Annotated in this window: 25 protein-coding genes and 1 pseudogene; 12 read left to right on the top strand and 14 right to left on the bottom strand. The window is 40.9% G+C overall.

Annotation, left to right across the window (positions count from 1 at the left end; translation table 11 throughout):
• Positions 1 to 32: 32 nt before the first annotated feature.
• Both HC733_RS14485 and HC733_RS14480 read right to left on the bottom strand, forming a co-directional pair.
• The gene (locus tag HC733_RS14485; RefSeq protein WP_190365738.1) at positions 33 to 200 is read right to left on the bottom strand and encodes a hypothetical protein; all 168 of its coding nucleotides are present in this window, start codon (positions 198 to 200) and stop codon (positions 33 to 35) included.
• Positions 201 to 428: a YdaS family helix-turn-helix protein gene (locus HC733_RS14480; RefSeq protein WP_190365737.1), complete on the bottom strand. Its 228-nt coding sequence runs from the start codon at positions 426 to 428 to the stop codon at positions 201 to 203.
• A 117-nt stretch (positions 429 to 545) separates the two neighbouring features.
• On the opposite strand from HC733_RS14480, the gene HC733_RS14475 reads away from it, so the two are divergent.
• A complete protein-coding gene (locus HC733_RS14475; RefSeq protein WP_190365736.1) occupies positions 546 to 953 on the top strand; it encodes a helix-turn-helix domain-containing protein in 408 nt (135 codons plus the stop codon).
• A gap of 32 nt (positions 954 to 985) precedes the next feature.
• Here the strand turns inward: HC733_RS14475 and HC733_RS14470 are convergent, their stop codons facing one another.
• From HC733_RS14470 to HC733_RS14455, 4 genes are all read right to left on the bottom strand, one after another.
• On the bottom strand, positions 986 to 1,348 hold the full coding sequence (locus HC733_RS14470) for a hypothetical protein (RefSeq protein ID WP_190365735.1): 363 nt from the start codon (positions 1,346 to 1,348) through the stop codon (positions 986 to 988).
• 70 nt (positions 1,349 to 1,418) lie between these two features.
• Positions 1,419 to 1,556, bottom strand: a complete 138-nt coding sequence (locus tag HC733_RS14465) for a hypothetical protein (RefSeq protein ID WP_190365734.1) — start codon at positions 1,554 to 1,556, stop codon at positions 1,419 to 1,421.
• Entirely contained in the window at positions 1,553 to 1,918 is a 366-nt protein-coding gene (locus HC733_RS14460; protein ID WP_190365733.1) for a hypothetical protein, read from the bottom strand. The genes HC733_RS14465 and HC733_RS14460 overlap by 4 nt, the downstream gene beginning before the upstream one ends.
• Positions 1,919 to 1,929: 11 nt before the next feature.
• A complete protein-coding gene (locus tag HC733_RS14455; RefSeq protein WP_238937564.1) occupies positions 1,930 to 2,421 on the bottom strand; it encodes a hypothetical protein in 492 nt (163 codons plus the stop codon).
• A gap of 263 nt (positions 2,422 to 2,684) precedes the next feature.
• On the opposite strand from HC733_RS14455, the gene HC733_RS14450 reads away from it, so the two are divergent.
• From HC733_RS14450 to HC733_RS14410, 9 genes are all read left to right on the top strand, one after another.
• Positions 2,685 to 2,966: a hypothetical protein gene (locus HC733_RS14450; protein ID WP_190365731.1), complete on the top strand. Its 282-nt coding sequence runs from the start codon at positions 2,685 to 2,687 to the stop codon at positions 2,964 to 2,966.
• The gene (locus tag HC733_RS14445; RefSeq protein ID WP_190365730.1) at positions 2,966 to 3,877 is read left to right on the top strand and encodes a Rad52/Rad22 family DNA repair protein; all 912 of its coding nucleotides are present in this window, start codon (positions 2,966 to 2,968) and stop codon (positions 3,875 to 3,877) included. The genes HC733_RS14450 and HC733_RS14445 overlap by 1 nt, the downstream gene beginning before the upstream one ends.
• Complete coding sequence (locus HC733_RS14440; protein WP_190365729.1) at positions 3,877 to 4,878, top strand: hypothetical protein; 1,002 nt, start codon at positions 3,877 to 3,879, stop codon at positions 4,876 to 4,878. Before HC733_RS14445 ends, HC733_RS14440 begins: the two co-directional genes overlap by 1 nt.
• 27 nt (positions 4,879 to 4,905) lie before the next feature.
• Entirely contained in the window at positions 4,906 to 5,499 is a 594-nt protein-coding gene (locus HC733_RS14435) for a 3'-5' exonuclease (protein WP_190365728.1), read from the top strand.
• 134 nt (positions 5,500 to 5,633) lie between these two features.
• Complete coding sequence (locus HC733_RS14430) at positions 5,634 to 6,377, top strand: hypothetical protein (protein ID WP_190365727.1); 744 nt, start codon at positions 5,634 to 5,636, stop codon at positions 6,375 to 6,377.
• The gene (gene ssb, locus HC733_RS14425; protein WP_190365726.1) at positions 6,377 to 6,994 is read left to right on the top strand and encodes a single-stranded DNA-binding protein; all 618 of its coding nucleotides are present in this window, start codon (positions 6,377 to 6,379) and stop codon (positions 6,992 to 6,994) included. Before HC733_RS14430 ends, ssb begins: the two co-directional genes overlap by 1 nt.
• Positions 6,995 to 7,004: 10 nt before the next feature.
• Positions 7,005 to 8,144: a recombination-associated protein RdgC gene (gene rdgC / locus HC733_RS14420; RefSeq protein ID WP_342366019.1), complete on the top strand. Its 1,140-nt coding sequence runs from the start codon at positions 7,005 to 7,007 to the stop codon at positions 8,142 to 8,144.
• 5 nt (positions 8,145 to 8,149) lie between these two features.
• Positions 8,150 to 8,749: a hypothetical protein gene (locus HC733_RS14415; protein WP_190365725.1), complete on the top strand. Its 600-nt coding sequence runs from the start codon at positions 8,150 to 8,152 to the stop codon at positions 8,747 to 8,749.
• Positions 8,750 to 8,768: 19 nt separating this feature from the next.
• Complete coding sequence (locus HC733_RS14410) at positions 8,769 to 8,978, top strand: helix-turn-helix domain-containing protein (RefSeq protein ID WP_190365724.1); 210 nt, start codon at positions 8,769 to 8,771, stop codon at positions 8,976 to 8,978.
• On the opposite strand, the gene HC733_RS14405 is transcribed toward HC733_RS14410, so the two are convergent.
• From HC733_RS14405 to HC733_RS14385, 5 genes are all read right to left on the bottom strand, one after another.
• Complete coding sequence (locus HC733_RS14405; protein ID WP_190365723.1) at positions 8,953 to 10,158, bottom strand: tyrosine-type recombinase/integrase; 1,206 nt, start codon at positions 10,156 to 10,158, stop codon at positions 8,953 to 8,955. The genes HC733_RS14410 and HC733_RS14405 overlap by 26 nt on opposite strands.
• Positions 10,159 to 10,660: 502 nt before the next feature.
• Positions 10,661 to 11,014, bottom strand: a complete 354-nt coding sequence (locus HC733_RS14400; RefSeq protein ID WP_190365722.1) for a hypothetical protein — start codon at positions 11,012 to 11,014, stop codon at positions 10,661 to 10,663.
• Positions 11,015 to 11,096: 82 nt separating this feature from the next.
• On the bottom strand, positions 11,097 to 11,699 hold the full coding sequence (gene recR / locus HC733_RS14395; protein ID WP_190365721.1) for a recombination mediator RecR: 603 nt from the start codon (positions 11,697 to 11,699) through the stop codon (positions 11,097 to 11,099).
• A gap of 413 nt (positions 11,700 to 12,112) precedes the next feature.
• Complete coding sequence (locus HC733_RS14390; RefSeq protein ID WP_190365720.1) at positions 12,113 to 13,879, bottom strand: endonuclease/exonuclease/phosphatase family protein; 1,767 nt, start codon at positions 13,877 to 13,879, stop codon at positions 12,113 to 12,115.
• Between the two features lie 229 nt (positions 13,880 to 14,108).
• Positions 14,109 to 14,999, bottom strand: coding sequence for a PD40 domain-containing protein (locus tag HC733_RS14385; protein WP_190365719.1), 891 nt, complete (start codon positions 14,997 to 14,999; stop codon positions 14,109 to 14,111).
• A 1,087-nt stretch (positions 15,000 to 16,086) separates the two neighbouring features.
• On the opposite strand from HC733_RS14385, the gene HC733_RS14380 reads away from it, so the two are divergent.
• Both HC733_RS14380 and HC733_RS14375 read left to right on the top strand, forming a co-directional pair.
• The gene (locus tag HC733_RS14380; RefSeq protein ID WP_190365718.1) at positions 16,087 to 16,647 is read left to right on the top strand and encodes a hypothetical protein; all 561 of its coding nucleotides are present in this window, start codon (positions 16,087 to 16,089) and stop codon (positions 16,645 to 16,647) included.
• A 106-nt stretch (positions 16,648 to 16,753) separates the two neighbouring features.
• Positions 16,754 to 17,320, top strand: coding sequence for a hypothetical protein (locus HC733_RS14375; RefSeq protein WP_190365717.1), 567 nt, complete (start codon positions 16,754 to 16,756; stop codon positions 17,318 to 17,320).
• Between the two features lie 59 nt (positions 17,321 to 17,379).
• On the opposite strand, the gene HC733_RS14370 is transcribed toward HC733_RS14375, so the two are convergent.
• The 3 genes and pseudogenes from HC733_RS14370 to HC733_RS23550 all read right to left on the bottom strand — a co-directional run.
• Positions 17,380 to 17,727, bottom strand: coding sequence for a DUF3024 domain-containing protein (locus HC733_RS14370; RefSeq protein ID WP_190365716.1), 348 nt, complete (start codon positions 17,725 to 17,727; stop codon positions 17,380 to 17,382).
• Positions 17,728 to 17,783: 56 nt separating this feature from the next.
• Complete coding sequence (locus HC733_RS14365) at positions 17,784 to 17,993, bottom strand: hypothetical protein (RefSeq protein WP_238937563.1); 210 nt, start codon at positions 17,991 to 17,993, stop codon at positions 17,784 to 17,786.
• A 214-nt stretch (positions 17,994 to 18,207) separates the two neighbouring features.
• A pseudogene (locus tag HC733_RS23550) lies at positions 18,208 to 18,324 on the bottom strand (type I restriction-modification system subunit M N-terminal domain-containing protein); the annotation flags it as partial.
• Positions 18,325 to 18,765: the final 441 nt, after the last annotated feature.

The raw sequence follows: 18,765 nt of genomic DNA, 5'->3' as shown, positions 1-18,765 counted from the left end.
CATGCTTTTTGCCTTTTAGTAAATCCATTCCTCTACAGTGTTATCCAGTAGATTTTCATATGTATCTGTACCGCATTTTTCACATCGATAATGTTGCCTGTATGCTGGCCTATGTAGCAGCGATCCGTTTCTATGTTTGATACCGTTGTATCGTGAACATTCTCTAGATCTTCATCGCAACTTATGCATGCCTTAACCATTTAAGACCCCTTGGCTTCACCTGTTGCCAACGTTTTAATTTCAGGAGGATACAAGTCTGGTCTGAGTAATGTTCGACTGACTCCAGATTGACTCTCTAGCTTTAGGACCCGCCCTGCTGGAACCCCTTTTTCTACCCACTGCTGCACTGCTTGATAAGATATTCCAAAGGATTTGGATACTTTTGTAACCCCACCAGCTTTTTTAATAGATTTCGAAACAATATTCATGTGTCCCTTTTTAAAATAGGTTAAAGCAAACAATACAAGTAATAATTACATTAACAATCAAAAAATACAACTTTTAATTGTATTGCTTTATACAAGCATTGCTTGTAACATTAAAGAATGAATGCAAAATTAGACTTTGGATCACGTTTTAAAGAAGCGAGAGAGAACTCTGGACTTAAAAAATCAGATGTTGCTCGTGAACTTGACGTATCCCATCAATCAGTACAGCAATGGGAAAATGGGCAAACATCTCCTAGAGGGGAGAGAATGAGAAAACTAGCTGCCCTATTTAATGTTCCCGTTGAGTTTTTGGCGTTTGGAAAAGTCGAGCAGAGTGAAGCGAATAGCAAAAGTGACGCAATTCAAGCTGAAAAAGTTTATGAAGATGTAAGCATAGCCTTTACTAAAACTATGCTTGAACTTTCAGATATAGGCTGGATCAAAACAAAAAATGGCATTACCCCGAGTATTTTGGCTGACATTATGATGAAAAACCTTAGATCCCAGCTGGATAAAAACAATTAACCGTAAAGTTTTAGCTTTCCAGCGAGCACCTTTTAATTTACATTAATAGCAGTGTCCCCTTCAGAATAAGTGTAGTTGATAACAACACCGTTTCTCACTAGAATATCTAACGTCTTCTGAATACCTTTTGTTTCAATGTTTGCAGTAATTATGTAACTTTGAACATTAGCAGTTCCGCTAGAGTGAGTATACAGCCACTTCTCGTCAGTTTCGCTAAGCACTACCTTTGAAAAAGGCTCTCCAAAAAGCATTACTAGTTCTGAGGTTTCAGTTTTACCTTTTTCTATTTTTTTTACATCGTCAGATGAAAAATCCACCCCTACTGTGTAGCTAGACTTTGCACATCCAGAAGCGAGGACCGCTAGGAAAAAGCAGGTAACAGCTTTATTTTTCATTGTATCTCCTTGAATATTTCTAATTTGTTATGCAAAAAGGCCGACAATTTTCATTGTCGGCCTTTTACTTTTAAGGTTGTGTGCTTGCGCTTTTTGGTGGTGGAGTGGCTACATAGTAATAATAACCTTGCTGCTGAGGTTCAGTCCCACCCCCATTTCCAGAACCTTTTATCTTTCTTAACACTTTCACATCTGTTAGTTGTTTCATTTCAATTCCTTCAATTGTTTCTTCTGCATATCCCTGTGCAAGTGTACAACATTATCTGATGATTTGTCTTCCGCACCACCATCATTTAAAGCGATGTTAGCTATGGCGATGCATTCTGATATATTATCCCTGTTACGCTCATATATATTTTCAGGAGGGTTTGGTGAATCAGCTAGAGATGCGATTTCCGCCCTCTCAAAAACCGCGTCTAACACCCTGTAAATATTAATATTTTCATATTTTTGAGTGACTTCATCATCAGTTTCTTGGTTTTCGATTGGCTTTGTTTTATAAACCCCTGAAAGCACTCTTGCAAGAATCGACATGTTTATGGTGAAAAATGCAACTCCTACAATTTTCATGTAAAGGTCAATCAACTTTTTGCCCCTTGTATTTTGCGTCTTGAATAGAAGTGCTTAACAGTGAAATATATAATCATTGCCAATGTAGCAATATTTATAGCTGGTATCGCAGTTTGATAAAAGCCAGTCAATATATTGCTCTCAATAATCATCCTATCAAAATATCTGGCAGCTTGAACTGTAAATAGTAACAGTAGAACCCCCAGGGTCATTATCAACTCATAATTTTGACGGAACGTTAAACTAAATACTTTAGATAATCTTGCCATCAGAGCAATTGCCAGAGTATCGATAACCATGTATCCCAAATACCAAACATGCTTCGCTAGTTCAGGAGGTCCCCCCCACCTTACAGGCTTAAATACAATAGATGTAATTTCTACAAACGTAAGCGTCACAACAGCTATTAATAGAGCTGAGGGCTTCTTTGAATGAAAAACATGGTAATAACAGATACCCATATACAGAGCTAGTATAAACAGGTCAATTGAATCAAAAATCACGGTCATCCTAAACCCACCAAATCAAAGCTATGGGCGCAATTCGCCCAACTATTAACCGCCCAAAAACGATTTGTACACAAGAATATAACACTTACATTTTTCACGCAAGTAATACTTAAATAATTTCTCTTATTCACCGTCAAAACCACAAAATACAAGGAAAACCGAACTAATACAGATAAAAAATTAAAGTTTTACTTGTATATTTTCAAAAAGTGATTAGTATTTTGTTCAAATAGAAACTTTTATCAAGAGAAACTTACATGACTGAGAGTGTCATTAATAAGCTCGCTCAACTAATCTCACTTTCGTTGATTTATAACGAGCAGGTATCAGTATCAACCACCACTTTCCCGCGTAACCAAATGCTGGATGTAGTGATTTTCAAATATTCACTTGTTAATGGCAAGGAACACTCTGAACTCTACGAGCCGCCGCTGACAATTAAATTAAATTCACATGATGCCATAACTCAAATAGACAACCTACTGGTAAAAATTAACAGGTTGTATAGCTCACAAGCGAATTTAGTTGAGGCTGCGTAATGAATATTCAAGAAATTCAAAAGCAGCTAAGCGATCCGTTTGAAGAGCATGAAATTGAGTGGATGGTCCAACGCTGCGGAATCAACCACACTGGCCCATGGGTTCAAGTGGTCCCATATGTAACTAACAGAGCGGTGCAGCAGAGATTAGACGATGTGCTTGGTCTAAATGGCTGGGAAAATCTACCCAGAGATACACCGCACGGCCAAATCTGCGGCCTTAAACTAAAGCTTGGGGATCAGACTATTACCAAGTGGGATGGTGCAGACTATCAAGGTAATCACGGTTATGAACCTCTAAAGTCAGCATTGTCAGGCTCTATGAAGCGCGCTGCAGTCCAGTTTGGCATAGCTAGATACTTGTACTCTATTGAGCCTGTTTTTATGCAGTGCCAGCCTTTATCTGACGGCAAAGAGTGCACTGCTAATTACATAGAAATAAAAAGCAGTACAGGTGTTCCTGTAAGCGCACAATGGGAAGCGCCAGCCCTACCCGCCTGGGCTCTACCTCGCGCAAAATTTGATAGTTACCTAGACGCTATCAAAAGCGCCGAAACACTTACAGCATTAAAAGCTGCGCTTATAGAAGCTGTAAAAGTGGCAGATGTACACAATCGTTCAGACATTAAAGAGCAAGCGCAAGCGCTTCGTGATAGCCGCTTGTTTGAACTCGAAGAGTTATCAGAGCAAAAGCGCAAAGAGTCGCTTGCTCGTTTTAACAAGTGGCTTAACTCAACTATTCAAGAGTTAGAAGAAACTGAAAACGAATCAATTCTAGAGCGCAAATTCAAGGCAGCTATGAATGAATTGCGCGGCCAGTGCTTGGCATTGACTTTAAATAAAGTCGAGTACGAAAACAGGCTTAACCAAGTTAAACATCAACGAATTTCGCAACTTCAAGGAGCGCACTAATGCAAGAGCAAAACACGCAGCTAATACAGCAGGTATTTAACCCAGAGATTACAGCGCAAGGGCTAGCAGGCCTTCGCAAAAAATACCCTAGCAATGTTGTTTACGACATGTCTAACGATGAGCAATATAAACTTGGCACTGCGGCAAGAACTGAACGCAACAAGCTAAAGGCTGGCTTTAAGCGCGCAAGAATTGATTTCAATAACGAGCTGGTTGAAAAAGAAAAGAGCCTAGCGGAAGAAGTAGACAAGATTTACGCCCCGATCATTGAACCCATGGAACGCGAAGAAAAACGCCGCAAAGAAGAAGCTGCGCGCATCAAGCGTGAGAAAGAAGAAAGGCTAGCAAAAGAACGTAATGGAATTAATCAAATTCGCAACTTCATTTCAGACTGTCAAAACAAAGATGCTCAGTACATTGCTGACACGATTGAAAGCGTAGACCTAATTGATACAAGCGTTTTTAGCAAAGACCTAATTCACGAAGCAATTGAAGCAAAAGAGCAAACACTTGCAACACTGATGCTAATGCTCTCAGACGCAAAAGCACGAGAAAAGTTAGCAGCGGAACAAGCTGTCATGGATGCACAAAAGCGCTTGAATCAACTTCAAATGTACACGCTAGATTGTATTGGTAAATCAGCGGGTGAAATTGAACGAAAGCTTGAAGTGCTTCGAGAGCTACCTATCAATGAATGTGATTACGGTGATTTTGTAGCACAAGCTGCTGACTATAAAACACAAGCAGTGAAACAGCTTGAAATGATGCTAGAGCAAGCAAAACAACTTGAAGCCGCTCAGCCTAAAGAGCCGTCAAAACCACAAAACATACGTGTCCAGCGCAAAGAAGTATTTGTGCCTCGCAAATTAGCTACTTACACCCCTATACAAGCATGGCCTAGCGATATTGACCGCGCTGAAAGCCCTAAGCTTGACCACGTTTGCGTCAAATTAGAAGAAGCAGAGCAATGCATTGAAATGCTAAGCATGGCAACAGCATAACCACTGACTCAATTGGAGATAGTCATCATGGCAACACTAGTAACTTATGACACTGAAACAACAGGTTTACCTGAATGGAAAAAACCGAGCGACGACGAAGCGCAACCTCACACTGTACAAATTGGCGCTATTAAGCACAACTTGGATACCGGTGAAGAAATTGATCAACTTAATATCATCGTTAAACCAGATGGCTGGGAAATCCCACAAGAGACAATCGATATTCACGGCATTACAAATGAACGCGCTTTAGCTGAGGGTATCCCAGAAAAAGATGCAATTCAAAAACTAGTTGAGTTCTGTGAGGGGTCAGAGCGAAATGCATTTAACCGCACTTTCGACCAGCGAATTATCCGTATTGGCCTTAAGCGCTTCTTTAATGAAGAAACGCAAGAGGCATGGGCAAACAAAGAAGACCATCATTGCACAATGCTGCTCGCTAAGCCAATTATGCAGCTATCACCAAAAGGCCGTTATGGTTACAAGCAGCCAAAATTAAGCGAAGCATACCGATATTTCACGGGTGAAAACCTTGAGGGTGCTCACGATGCACTGATTGATGCTAAAGCTGCGGCAGTCGTTTACTTGAAAATTAAAGAGATAGATGCTGATGTTGCATGACACTCCAACTAATAACAAGCGCCCAGATATGGCACAGCTCTTTACACGTAGCAATCACTTCGTACTAGCGCTAGTTGCAATTGTGCTTGCTCTATATACCCCAACGCTTTTAGTAATGAATTAAGGATAAGTAAATGCCAGATAACACAGAGTTCTCACCAAAAATAGACCCAAGCAACACAACGGCACAAGATATGTTTAGTCGCATTCTTAATGAGCGCATACAAGCTGGGGCGCTTGAAAAAGCCATTGAAGAAAAAGTTGATGGTTTAATTAACAGCACCGCAGATAGTGTATTTAGAAGCTATAGCGATTTAGGAAAAGCAATAGAAAAGCAATTAACCAAGGCAATAATGCCCGCGTTAGACAGTTTAGATGACTTACCCGTTTATCATGATTTTGTTACTAATCGCCTAAAACTAGCTGCGCAAAGTTTTTATGATGAACGCTTAAAAGATGTTCTTGATAAAGAGTTACAGCAAGTGTTTTCAGAAGTACCTGAACAGTTAACACTTTCATACATAGTCGAGAAAATTGTTGAGAATGCGCGTGAGTATGAGCCTGAGGGTGAGATCACATTGCATATTAAGCCGTTAATCAGTGGCAGTGATTCTTTGATTATTGGTATTGATAAAGAGGCAGATGAATCCAGCTTTTCTTGCGACTACAGATTGCATTTATCAAAAAGAAAGGAGTCAGGTAACTATGAAATGCTATCTCTCTCTGTAGGTGATAATGACTCAGATAAGCGCTTATGTGCTGGCCGACTTTACAACATCGATAAAATTCTTTTCAACGTTTATGCAATGAAAGGTGAAATCATTGTTGATCAAGGGATTGACGCTTGTGATTACGAAACGAGCTGGAGCGATTACTAATGGCACGCGGTGTAAACAAAGTAATTTTAGTTGGACATTTGGGCAAAGACCCTGAAGTCCGCTATATGCCTAATGGCAATGCTGTATCTCAGATCAGTATTGCCACTACAGACAGCTGGAAAGACAAAAACACAGGCCAGCAGCAAGAGCGCACCGAGTGGCACCGAGTGGTGTTGTTTGGAAAGTTAGCTGAAGTGGCGGGTGAGTATCTACGTAGAGGCTCACAGGTTTATATTGAAGGTCGTTTGCAGACACGCAAATGGACTGACCAAAGTGGCCAAGAGAAATACACCACTGAAATTGTGGTTGATATGGGCGGCCAAATGCAAATGCTAGGCGGTCGTGGCGAGCAACAAGGCGGTGGCCAACAGCAAAATAACTATGCTCAGCAGCAAGGTCAGCAGCAGCACACTAACCAAGCTCCGCAACAGCAGAATGCACAACGCCCAGCGCAATCAGCAAGACCACAGCAACAGCAACAGCAACAAGGTAATTTTACGCCCAGACAACAAACTGGTACTCCATCAAACCCAATGGAGCCGCCAGCGGATTTCGATGATGACATTCCATTCGCCCCTATCGGGCTTCAATACCCAGCGCTATTAAGCGTAATGTAAGGAGATAAACATGTTTTTCACTAACGCAATAGCATACAAATACAAAGACAAGCCAAATTATGATCAAGGCGAATTTGAAGCTGCACTTTCACAAGACCCTGCAAGAAGCTGCGGAGAACAGGAAATAAGCACATTCGGATGGGTAAACGCGCTAGGTAAGCATGGCAGTTCCCTAGCTCATTTTGATGACGGAAAAATACTTGTTAAAGCTCGCAGGCAAGAAAAGGTATTGCCACCTGCTGTGATAAACGAAATACTTCAAAATAAAGTAGATACAATCGAGCTAGAAGAGAATCGTCCAGTTAATAAAAAGGAACGTGAAGAGCTAAAAGAAAACCTGTTGAGCACCCTATTACCACAGGCTTTTGTCAAAAATTCTTATGAATATGCGCTGATCGACACAGAATCAGAGTTAATTATCGTCAATGCTAGCAGCTTCAAAAAAGCAGAGGCATTGCTCGCGCTACTTCGCAAGTCACTTGGCACTCTACCAGTTGTGCCTGCATTTTCTAATGCTGATATTGCGCAAACTCTCACACTACACCTGCGTGACCAACAGCCTCTAGATGGCTTTGAATTTGGAGGTGACGCCACATTTACAGACTCTTGTGAAAAAAGCTCAGAAGTAACTTTAAAAGACCAAGAGCTCAGTACAAGTGAAGTGCTAGCGCTCCTCAATGACTCACTGGTCACAAAGCTAGCAATGAAAAGCGACAAGCTTAAATTTTCTTTGAGTAACAGCGGAATCATTAGCCAAATAAAGTACTCGGACATCATAAAGGAAGCTAACGCTGACATGCCAAATGAGGACATGGCATTAAAGCTCAGCGCTGATTTTATTCTAGTTACCAATGAGCTTACCTGTCTCATTACAGCTCTTTTACAACAACTAAGCCAATCAACTGAAAGCGATCACGAAGAGGTCGAAGAGCCAACAAGTAACCCATTTATAGACGCCAGCGGCAACGACATTTTTTACACCGATGCTGTTGATTTTGTTAAATCTGAGGGGCGCGTTTCTGTATCCGCAATCCAGCGTAAATTCAGAATTGGTTACAACCGCTCGGCTAGGATAGTTGATGATATGGTTGCAAACGGCATTGTTAGTGAACCTAACCACAACGGCGCTCGTAGCGTGTTAGTGGGGTAATGAAAATGGGCAACGACCAACTAATAAATCAAGATAGCGGCTGCGCTGAATACTACACGCCGCCCACGCTTCTTGCCTACGTGCACAGAATGTTCCCAGTAATCGAGTTAGATCCAGCAAGCTGTGAAACTGCGAATCAAAACGTTAAAGCACTTCGGTTTTTTGACAAAAGCGTCGATGGACTTAAACAACCATGGATCGCGAAAACACTTTGGATGAATCACCCGTTCAACAAGGGCGAAAAGGCATGTAAAACAAAATGCCAGAAGAAAATATGCAACGATCCTAACTACAGTAAATATCGTGGCCACTGCATAGATACTGATATTCCATCAAACGGTGACTGGATTGATTATCTCCTGTATCAATTTAATGCTGGAAATATCAAAGAAGCTATGAACATCACGTTTGTGAACAGCTCAGAAGCATGGTGCCAAAAGCTGTTAAATGCTGGTTTAAGCTGTTTTTTAAATGGTCGCACTCATTTTCATGATGAGAACAACAAGCTTAAAAAAGGCACCACCAAAGGCTGTTTTATAACATACCTTGGTGATCGTACAGATGAATTTAGAGCCATTTTCTCAGAGATTGGCGTAGTTAAGTAACTTACAAGGAGCAGCACAAATGAGTTTACCTAGCAGCCTGTTTTACAGCACAAAAGAAGTAGCCGCAATCTACGGCATCGCGTCAAAAACGGTTACCCCTTGGGTTAACCAGAAACTAATACCAGAGCCAGCAATCGACAACGGTCGAATGAGGCGCTGGCATAAAAAAGTAATAAACGAACATTGCGCAAAGTTATGCAGCACTATTGAAGATCAGCTTCAAGCATGACAACCCATTTATTAACCCACTCCGTCAAGCCATCAAGCATGGGGGACTTGTTATATATTGCAAGAACCCCTTTCATTTTATGCCCGAGTAGTTTCTCAGTGAACTGCAAAGGGCATCCCGCATCAGTAAGGTGCGTTGATATAGTTCGCCTGAAATCGTGCATTCTAAACTCGTTCACGCCATCAATATACTCATAGCAGGCTGATGCAATGCGGCTGACACTAGCGCTACTTGCTGGCTTATCTCCGTCACGATTTGGGAAAATATGTTTATAACCAGGTGTTAAACCCTTAAGGTATTTCAAGTCTTCAATCAATATATCAGGAATTGGCCTTACTATTGAGTGAACCTTACCTTTGGTGTTTTCTCGTCTAACCGTAAACAACTTGGCATCTAAGTCGAAATCACTTTTATGCGCGGTGTATAGCTCGCTAATCCTACAACCAAAAACCATTGCACAACGCAGCATTACTTTGTTTCGGTCAGTTAACGCTAGGTGATCAACGTTTTTCCAAATGCGCCTACACTCGTCAAGTGACAAAAAATGCTCTCGGCTGTCGTAGTCCCTTGCAAAATCACCCGGTCTAAGCGCTTCAAATTCAGAGTTCTTGATAAACCCTTGTCGGAGGCAATACCTAAGCACTGTTCTTAATTCAATTATTGAATTAAACGCATAACCAGCACCACGCCCTTTTTCAACACCCTCCTTTGACATAGACAAAAACAGCGCAGAGAAATGGCTTTTGTTCATTTGGCTTATGTATTGGCTCATCCAGTCTTTATTAATGCAACTTGAAACCCTGTTTAGTATTTCATAGGGCCGCTCTCGTTTGCTCAAGCAATAGAGCTTAAACCAATAATCGATACATTCTGAAATAGTCGGATTGTTTTCATCAGGTAGCTCGATCTCGCTCAATGCCACCATATTGCGAGGATCTAAATCCTGCCTAACAAGTTGCATTTGCTCTTCACATTTTTTTCGAGCTTCAGCTAGGGACATTTCAGGATAAGCGCCAAGTCTAAATCTAGCCGGCTTACCATTTATGCGGTAACGCATTTGAAAAGCGATCTTACCCTTGGGAGAGATCCTTAGACTTAAATTATCCCCGTCTGTTACCTCGGCCTTACCATCATATGGTTTGCCGTGAATGCTCTTGAGTTTAGCCGCTGTAACTTTCATGTATCCACCTTTTGTGTACCAAGAAAAACATCACCAAAAATATGGTACACAAATTTGGACACGCTTTCCACCGAATCAAACGGAACGAAACGGACAACAAGATAAAACACTAGAGATTATAGACAACACAAACCATTGATTTTAATATGATATAATGAAAGATAGGAAAATATAGGAGTGTAAGTTTTAGTAACTAAATTTAATGGATCATTAGGTTTAATAGTTGTTTGACTTCTGTTTGAAAGCCTAATGTTTCTTTTTGAGCTGCGGTCATTGTTCTCTCCGGTATAACCAATTGATGCAGTGTTAATATGCAATCAGATATGGGGGGGAGATTTTTAACTTCAAGGGGAGATCGACAATTTTTCTCTGACTAGAAATAGATTGTAACTTTCGCTGGTTCATTTTGAGTGAAGTTGAGACTACCTCAATCATTTGTTCTGTATCTGGCAATTTTCAAAACGCTGCAATTTCTTTTACAGCATTTCAATCATAAGAGAATTTACCTTTGCCAATAGTCATAAGTACCAGCAAAGTAATAGTACTCTTCTGTTACTTGATAGGTCACTTTGATGTTGCATGCCCCATCCATGTTATATTTTTTAGAGCGCTCTTTAGCAACAGTCACAAGTTCGTCGAAAAAATCGCTGTACGCTTCTTCAAAAGAAATATAGCGTTGACCCTCTTTAGAACGAGTAGTTCCTACTCGGATCAGCTGCGATTTTGCATATGAGTCCGTGGTGACCAACTTCATAAAACTGTGATCAGGTGGGGACGTTGTTACAAATATTGAACGCTCTTCTTTTGCATTTAATAAAAAGGGAGCAATAAATATGAATGGGAGCAGTTTGTTCATACATAATCCTTGTATCTGATTGTTATTATCAAAAGCCGAGGCCAAACGCCTTCGGCTACTACTTCATCAATAATGGTGTTGCTTAACTCAGTTTGCGCCTACCAGAAAACGCATGCATTAGCGTCATACCATCAACCAGATCGAGTTCGCCACCGACGGGCATACCATGGGCGATCCTTGATGCTTCAACGTGATATTTGTTGCACAGTTCGCCAATAAAGTGAGCTGTCGCTTCGCCTTCAACCGTTGGGTTAGTGGCCAAGATCACTTCATCGATATTACCCTGCGATAGTTTTTGCTCTAGTAAATCTAAACCAATTTCTTTAGGCCCTATCCCATCGATGGGCGACAAATGACCCATTAAAACAAAATAGAGTCCTTGATATTGACCTGTTTGCTCAATCGCCAATACATCGGTGGGCGATTCTACAATACATAACAAACGGCTATCTTGGCGTTTAATACTTTGACAAATATCGCAATGCTCATTTTCAGTAAAAGTTCGACAAGATTGGCAATGACCAATGACCTGCATGGCTTTTGTCAAACTATTACCAAGCTGTGTGCCACCGTCTCGGTCACGCTCTAAAAGATGAAATGCGATCCGTTGCGCTGACTTTGGGCCTATTCCTGGTAAACAACGCAGCGCTTCAATAAGCGCCGTTAAACTAGGTGATAATTGCATAAAATTTTGTTTTCTAATTGGCTTGTTAGGGCTTCCCAAGCAAGCGTTCATTAATAGTCAGAAAAGTATCACAACCATGAAATAGAGTACACTGCGGCTTATCCATTCGAGGGCCCTTTTCAGGCGTATTTCTAAAATGTTGATAATTGAGGGCTGCCTCGTGATAAGGCGCAAGACGTAACTTCGTGGTCAATCTTAAATACCATAACTCCATTGGTAAGCGAACTCAAAGCCTCTCAATCGAACACTCTATAGGATAGAGCTAAGCTTGAATATGCATCAGGCGCACTTAAACGCCTGCATGACTTTCGTTATGCGAGATATGTAATGGCGTCAGCGCGCTGGCAGAGAGCTTGAACAAAACAACTGAGCCAGCGTGATGCTGGCTCAGTTTTTATAAAATGGTGATAAAACTATTGCACCACAAAGCTTGTTTGCGCAAGCAACGTATAGCCATTATCGGCAAACACTCTTAGCAAATACTCCCCCGCTGCTAATCCTGCAAAGGTTCTACTACCTGACGTTTGCCCATTTATATATTGCCAGTCTATCGAATAAACTGAGCCGTCACTTGGGCTGCCTTTGTGGTAAATCCCAATCCAATCTTTGGCGTTGCCCGGTGCATTGCTAAAATTGGCAACAATAGGTTCATTAACGCCATAAACCGTTTTGGAGGCGCTAATGGTGGTATTGGTGGTAGCGCCCAAGTCAATCACAGCACCGATTGCTGCCCAGCTTAAATCGTACACCGCATCCACGCGAAGAGATGCACCGTTGTGATGGAATAAGCGCAATTGAATATCATTTTGCGCTAGTTGGCTGGTTAAAAAGCGCTTAGGGATCAGTAAAGAAATTTGTTGCTCAAACTGATTGCTCGAAATACTAACACTGCCACCACTTTGGTCCGCTGGTCCTGCGTTTTTGCTCGAGACATTGACCAAGTAGTTACTATCTTTGCCTAAATATTGGCTATTGCTGAGTGTAAATGTTACTTGCAGATCGGTGCCTGCTGCACTTAATAGCACATTATCAAACTTGGCATTGTTATCAAGCGACACACTTGTACTTTTATCTGACGGCGTTTTAATGATAAATGACGTTTGATACCACAGGTGATCCGATGGGAAGTCATAAATGCCATACTCATGCGTTTGTGTTTCGCTATTAACCAATCGCCCTACGTAAGGGTCTTGCCAATTATGCTGCGCATCTTGCCCATCGGGGCCACTAAAGTAGGTATTAAAACGTGGCCCCACAAACGCAGCACTTTGTAAGCTCACACCATCGGCCTGTTGGTTGTAATAAATAAAGTCGATTCGATCTCTGTCATCTAATGCTCTGCCACATTCTTTAATGTAAGTGCTGCCTTTGGTCCAGCTATCTTCTTGTCTAAACGGCCACGATATCCCAGGATGCGTAACAGGATTTGGATAAAGCTTGCGATAGCTGTCTGTCAGCCCGCCAGCGCGCACGATACGATGAGATTTAAAATCATATACCGTGCCTTTATGATCAAACATATTGGCAGTGTTGGCACGCCAATCTAAACCACTTGGCTCATTGGTATCACCACCTGCAATCACGGGTATACCCTGCTCAATAAAAGGCTTTAAACTTTGCAGTAAACTGGCTGCCTGAATCGGTCGCTGTGATTGGTCGTTCAGGGCATCTAACTCGTTACTATCACTTACAGCTTGGCAGTGTTTGCGCGCCGCCCACGTTGTGCCATTGCCACCGCGTGCATCGTAAGATACATATTGCTTATAGTTCCAATGGTTTGACCAAACCACCACATCGCGACCATTAATATCTAATACCGCACCAATATGACTACCCGTTGTATCAGTATCTATCACCTGTTTGATCGGAAATTTAGACAAAATACCCATTGAGCTTGCCGCGTAGCTGCCTTGCCACAAATACATATCAAGGTCATTTGCAAGGCGAGCACTGGCACCATCGGCTTCTTGCGTAAAAATGATATCGGCGTCTAAGTGTTTAAACTCGGCAACGCCTGCTTCGTAGTAATGTGCCTTGGCACTTAAATCATGCCATAAATTAGCGGTAACAACTTTTACTTGTGTATCGAAAACTAAAGGCTGCGCGTGTGCCGATATGGCATGGGTTAATCCTGACAAAGTAAGTGCTGCGGCAAAACTAACTGAAAGAGGCTTTTTCATCTGTACTTCTACTTCTAAGTGAACGACTAAAATTAACAAGTCGCAGAAGATACGGCCCCATTGTTACCTTTTCAGAAATAAATGATGACGAAATCACGATACTATAATGACGAAATTATGACTCACTGCTACCTCGTAACAACCTAAGCCAACACCTTACTTATACTCGGTGCTTAACTTTTGCCGCCTAAAGCGCAACCACCAACTGATGACTGCGCCGCGCTTAGGGTTAGAGTTTAGGTCTTAAGTTTTCGATCACTTTTGCATCCACCCAGTAACTTCTACCCACCCAGTTTTTGCTGCCATCTGCTCGACGATACCAATCACCTCGAGAGAAAAATAGGTATTTTCCGTCATGACTAACCCAAGGCGAACTTTCATCAGAGTCAGTGTTAATATGCTCGCCCATATTGATGGCAGGTAGCCACTCTCCTTCTTTATTTTTAAAGCTGATATAAATGTCAGACCCACCATGACCTACATCGCGCACCACATCCCACATTAAATATGATTCATCGGGTGCAATATAAGGGTGTGCTATCCACTCACCGGTATTGATCTGTTGCCCCAGCTTTATCGGGTCTTGGTATTGGCCATTCACTCGCTTTGAATAGCCGATGTTGCCATGGCCATTATCTTGTTTTTTATAAAACGGAAAATAGTAAGTTCCGTTTGCCGACACAGACAAACCATGCCCCTGCTCTTGTATAAACGTGCCTAGGCTTTTAGGCGCCGACCAACCTGTTGCTGTACGCTCTTTATACTGCTTACCAAGGCGCATCACCTTGCCATCAGCAGAAAATTGCGGCCAGCGAATATCCGTTTCAGCCTCTTCCCCCCAGCAACCATTTTCATAACGGATAACAAAAAAGGTGCGCTTTTTATACTTGCCATTTTTACGAGTGAAATAAAACTCAGTCATATCATGGTTAAACGTCCCCCCTTCAAAGCGCCCCTCAGGAGAGACAATTTTAGGGTCGAACAGTTTTGGTATTAAACCCGGCGGCTGCTCGCCAAAGTATTCTTGCTCTGCCACGCAGGGCTTATCTTGGGCCATACTTTTCACGCTCATCGTGAGCATGCAAAACAATGACAGAATGGGCATAGATATATAACGCATCACTTATCCTTTGTATTAGTGTGTGTGAATAAGTCACCAAGTTATATAAATTGATTTTAAAACACCTGACGGCAGTATGGTGTTTAGCTGATTTTGTGTTGAATGACATGTTCAGTGGTGTGGCTTTGCCAATAAATTTCAGGTAACCATATGATTTTAATGCTAATAAAAACTGAATAAAATGATACAGTAATGCTCACCTCTCCTATATACCTCGTCATCCTGACGCAGGTCAGGATCTGTTGCACATGCAGAGTGACTCGAAGGAAGACCCTGAAACCAGTTCAGGGCGACACATTAAACGATTAATAAACCTGCCAATGCTAATCCCATTCATGAGCTGACCACAATTACATCAACCACGAATGCGTCAACCACTGCAGCGTCATCCGACGAAGGTCAGGATCTGTTGCACAGCCAGAGTGACTCGAAGGAAGACCCTGAAACTAGTTCAGGGCGACACGCTAAACGATTAATAAACCTGCCAATGCTAATCCTATTAATATGCTGACCACGATTACATCAACCACGAATGCGTCAACTACTACAGCGTCATCCTAACGAAGGTAGGGGTCTAACATAACCTATCATTTGCTGTTCAACATAATTGCTAGGTTGCACAAAGTAATATGATCCTTTTTATTATTGAATAAAAGCGATTAAACAAAAGCACTTGAGACCTCGCTTATCATCTAAAAATGTTTGTTCAGTCAAAGCGAAAAACGTAACATAACCTAGTCAACTCGCAAATAGGTTGTTGCAGTTGGCGCCTAATTATTAATAAATTTATACAAACCAAACCGTTACGTGAAAATTAACGCCACTCAGCTTGTTGCTATTTTGTACCAAATACGTTAATTTCTCGCGTTGAGGTAAGGAATGTATACCCAAAGATAAGGAATTGGATAATGAAAACCTCAATGAAACTAACTATTAAAACGAAGAAACTAAAAGAGTTATCAAAAGATAAAGCGCAACTCGTGGGTGGTGGAACTGGAGACATTACTTTGCCATACAAAGCGCAGGGGAGTTTTTGGCCTACATTATACTCTTGCAAATGCTAAAAAGTTAAATCAAAGGAAGGAACATGAATGAATTTTTTTATAGCGCTGGTTGGGTGCTAAAAGTAATAGAACTTTTAATAGTGCTATTTTGGTTGTATAAGTTCTCAAAAATGAAATGGAAGCTGTTTTTTGGGATAAAAAAAGACCCATTTTCAGTACAGAGACATGAACTATACTCTTGTTTTTTAACTGCATTTTCTTTTTTGATTTTTCATTTGATTGGGTCTGAAACTGAGCAACTCATATTATCTCTTCAACTAGATAGTAATGAGAGAATCAAGCTATTTTATACCACGATGATAATTGTTAGGTTTTCATTTATTCTAACATTAGTATGTTTACACCTTATTAGAGGGTGCACTTTTTCAGCAACAGCAAGAATATGCACTTATAGTTCTTTGGTTGTCATGATGCTGTTAGGTATGGAGTTAATAGCCCGCGGATACTATGATTATCATGAACTAAGTGTGATTTATGTAGTTGGTGGCTGGCTTTGCAACTTTATTGCTGTAGGAGCTCTCTGCTCATACCCTATTCGCTCAATCAAAGAGTACTTGAAGCAAAGAAAAACTGCTGTAGAGTAAATCTCTTACATATAAAATTCATTCATGTTAAATGGCGATCTATGATCGCCATTTTTGTTTTTAGTAAGGTAAACTAGTTAACCAAAATGCCATTAAAGGACCGCACATGGAATTAAATGAGCTTTTGCATCACATCGGTTGGTACTTGAAAGGTTACGAATTCTTAATTGTTTTTTGGTTTGTTGTTGCCTATTTCCCTACATGTAAATGGTCATTATTTACAGCAAGCGGTAAAAATCTCAACTCGTTGCATCTGCATGAAATGCACTCATGCTTTATTACTGCTTTGTGTATCTTGATGTTTCATATTATTGGCTCAGAACTCGAGGCGTTTTTTACAGGGCCATTTTTAGCGCAATTAGATGACAAGATCCGAGTGTTTTATCTCGTTGTTTTGATTAATCAGTTTATATTTTTGTCAGCAGTGTTTTGTATTCATAGAATACGTTATATTCAATTCTCTCTAGTCACACGATTCAACCTATATACAACTTTGATCGTCATGGCTGTAATGATGATGCAACTTATCGCAAGAGGCTATTTTGATTACCATGAGTTAAAGCCTGCGTATAAAATAGTTTTTTGGTCATGTAACATAGCAAGTATTATCGCAATCTCAATTTATCCAATTCGACACACATTAGCTCACTTTAAAAAAGCGTCTTTGGGCTAAGCTATTCACAAAGCCCTCGGATTGAAAATGAAAGGGCGCCCTTTTGATTCCGTCGGAGGCTACCCCCAAAAACAACCAAACTCATCTTTCATGACTACCGCAAGCGCAAGCTCAATACTCTTCGCTGTTGGGTCTGGCTCGTAATCATCCCATTTTAGGTTTTGCCGAAGCCAATAAATCTTCCAGATTTTTTGCAACTTAACATAAGTGAATTTAACATTCTCAAACTCGTTGTATTGGGTTTTATCACGCCAATCAGGGCGGCGCTCAAATATAAACACCGTTTGGTTGTCAATGCGAAAGCCAATATCAAGTTTATTGCGCAGATGCACAGGCGGACGGCGCTTTTCAACGGCCTCACCCACCACTTTTTCTATTCGTTTTATTTCAAATTCACTGAATGCCATAGGTTTTCTCTTATTCTTTAAGACAGAGTGCATTACCACAAATCACTACCCTTTTGTTATCTTTTAAACCCATACAACATATCAAATACCACTTTTGCAAACTGAGCGGTTTTAGATGGGTCAGATAACAACTGCATCATTTGCTCTTGATGAGCTTCATTGCTATCTAAGATGGCATCATCAATTGCTTTTGGAAAATCGCCAAGCATCGCTTGTTCACGGGTATTATTGGCAATTTGACTCATCACCGTTTCGTTTTCAGTCAACTTATCACGTACTGTGAAGGCTTGTCTTCTTTGAGCTGAATATCTTGTTAGCGAATTTTAGATAGTCAGTAGTGACTCATCGGTGTAAATCAAGGTATTGATATGCGTCAAACTTAATTGTCTCCGCAGTGCAGAGACTATTTGCTTCTCAACACGACACTATATGAGTTTTACAGCCGCACAATTATTGTGCTCTCCACCTTTACCAAACGTAAAGTAAGATAAATAGCAAACAAAAGCGACTATATTGAGATTGTTTGAAGTCCCCACGCAGAAGATCTGCAACCGACCAAATAAAAGCCGCAGTTTGAGAAAAATTGTTGTTGGTCATGTTAGTGTTCCAAAAAATAATGATGAGTGACTTTTAAAGGCGCAGCGGCACCAAAAATTAAAATAAGATGTTTAGAGAAGATCATTGTTTATTATTTGCGTAAAAAACGGTTATCTATAGTAAACGCGACTCGTTTAAGTGATGAAGTTCCTGAAGCAAGTTCAGAATGACGAAATAGCCTCAACGGTCTGCGTTATTATCTATATCCTTATTTATTGTTGTGAGAAGCTAGCATTTTTGAGCTAGGTTGTCAGTAACTTGTAATGGGTACGAGGGTTTATGTTTGCGTTATACAATAGATTATAGGCGACAACACCCTTCAAAGACCCTGTAACACATTTTGTGTAACTGCCAGTTTTAAATAACATCTTTTAATCGGTCTTCGAATTCGATCATAAATCGATTCAAGGCCGATTTCCAATTTCTTATCGGCATTGTCCA

This window comes from Pseudoalteromonas sp. S16_S37 (genome assembly GCF_014694405.1).
Lineage (GTDB): Bacteria > Pseudomonadota > Gammaproteobacteria > Enterobacterales > Alteromonadaceae > Pseudoalteromonas.
Note: the sequence above shows the minus strand (reverse complement) of the source record. Positions and strands in the feature narration are given on the sequence as shown.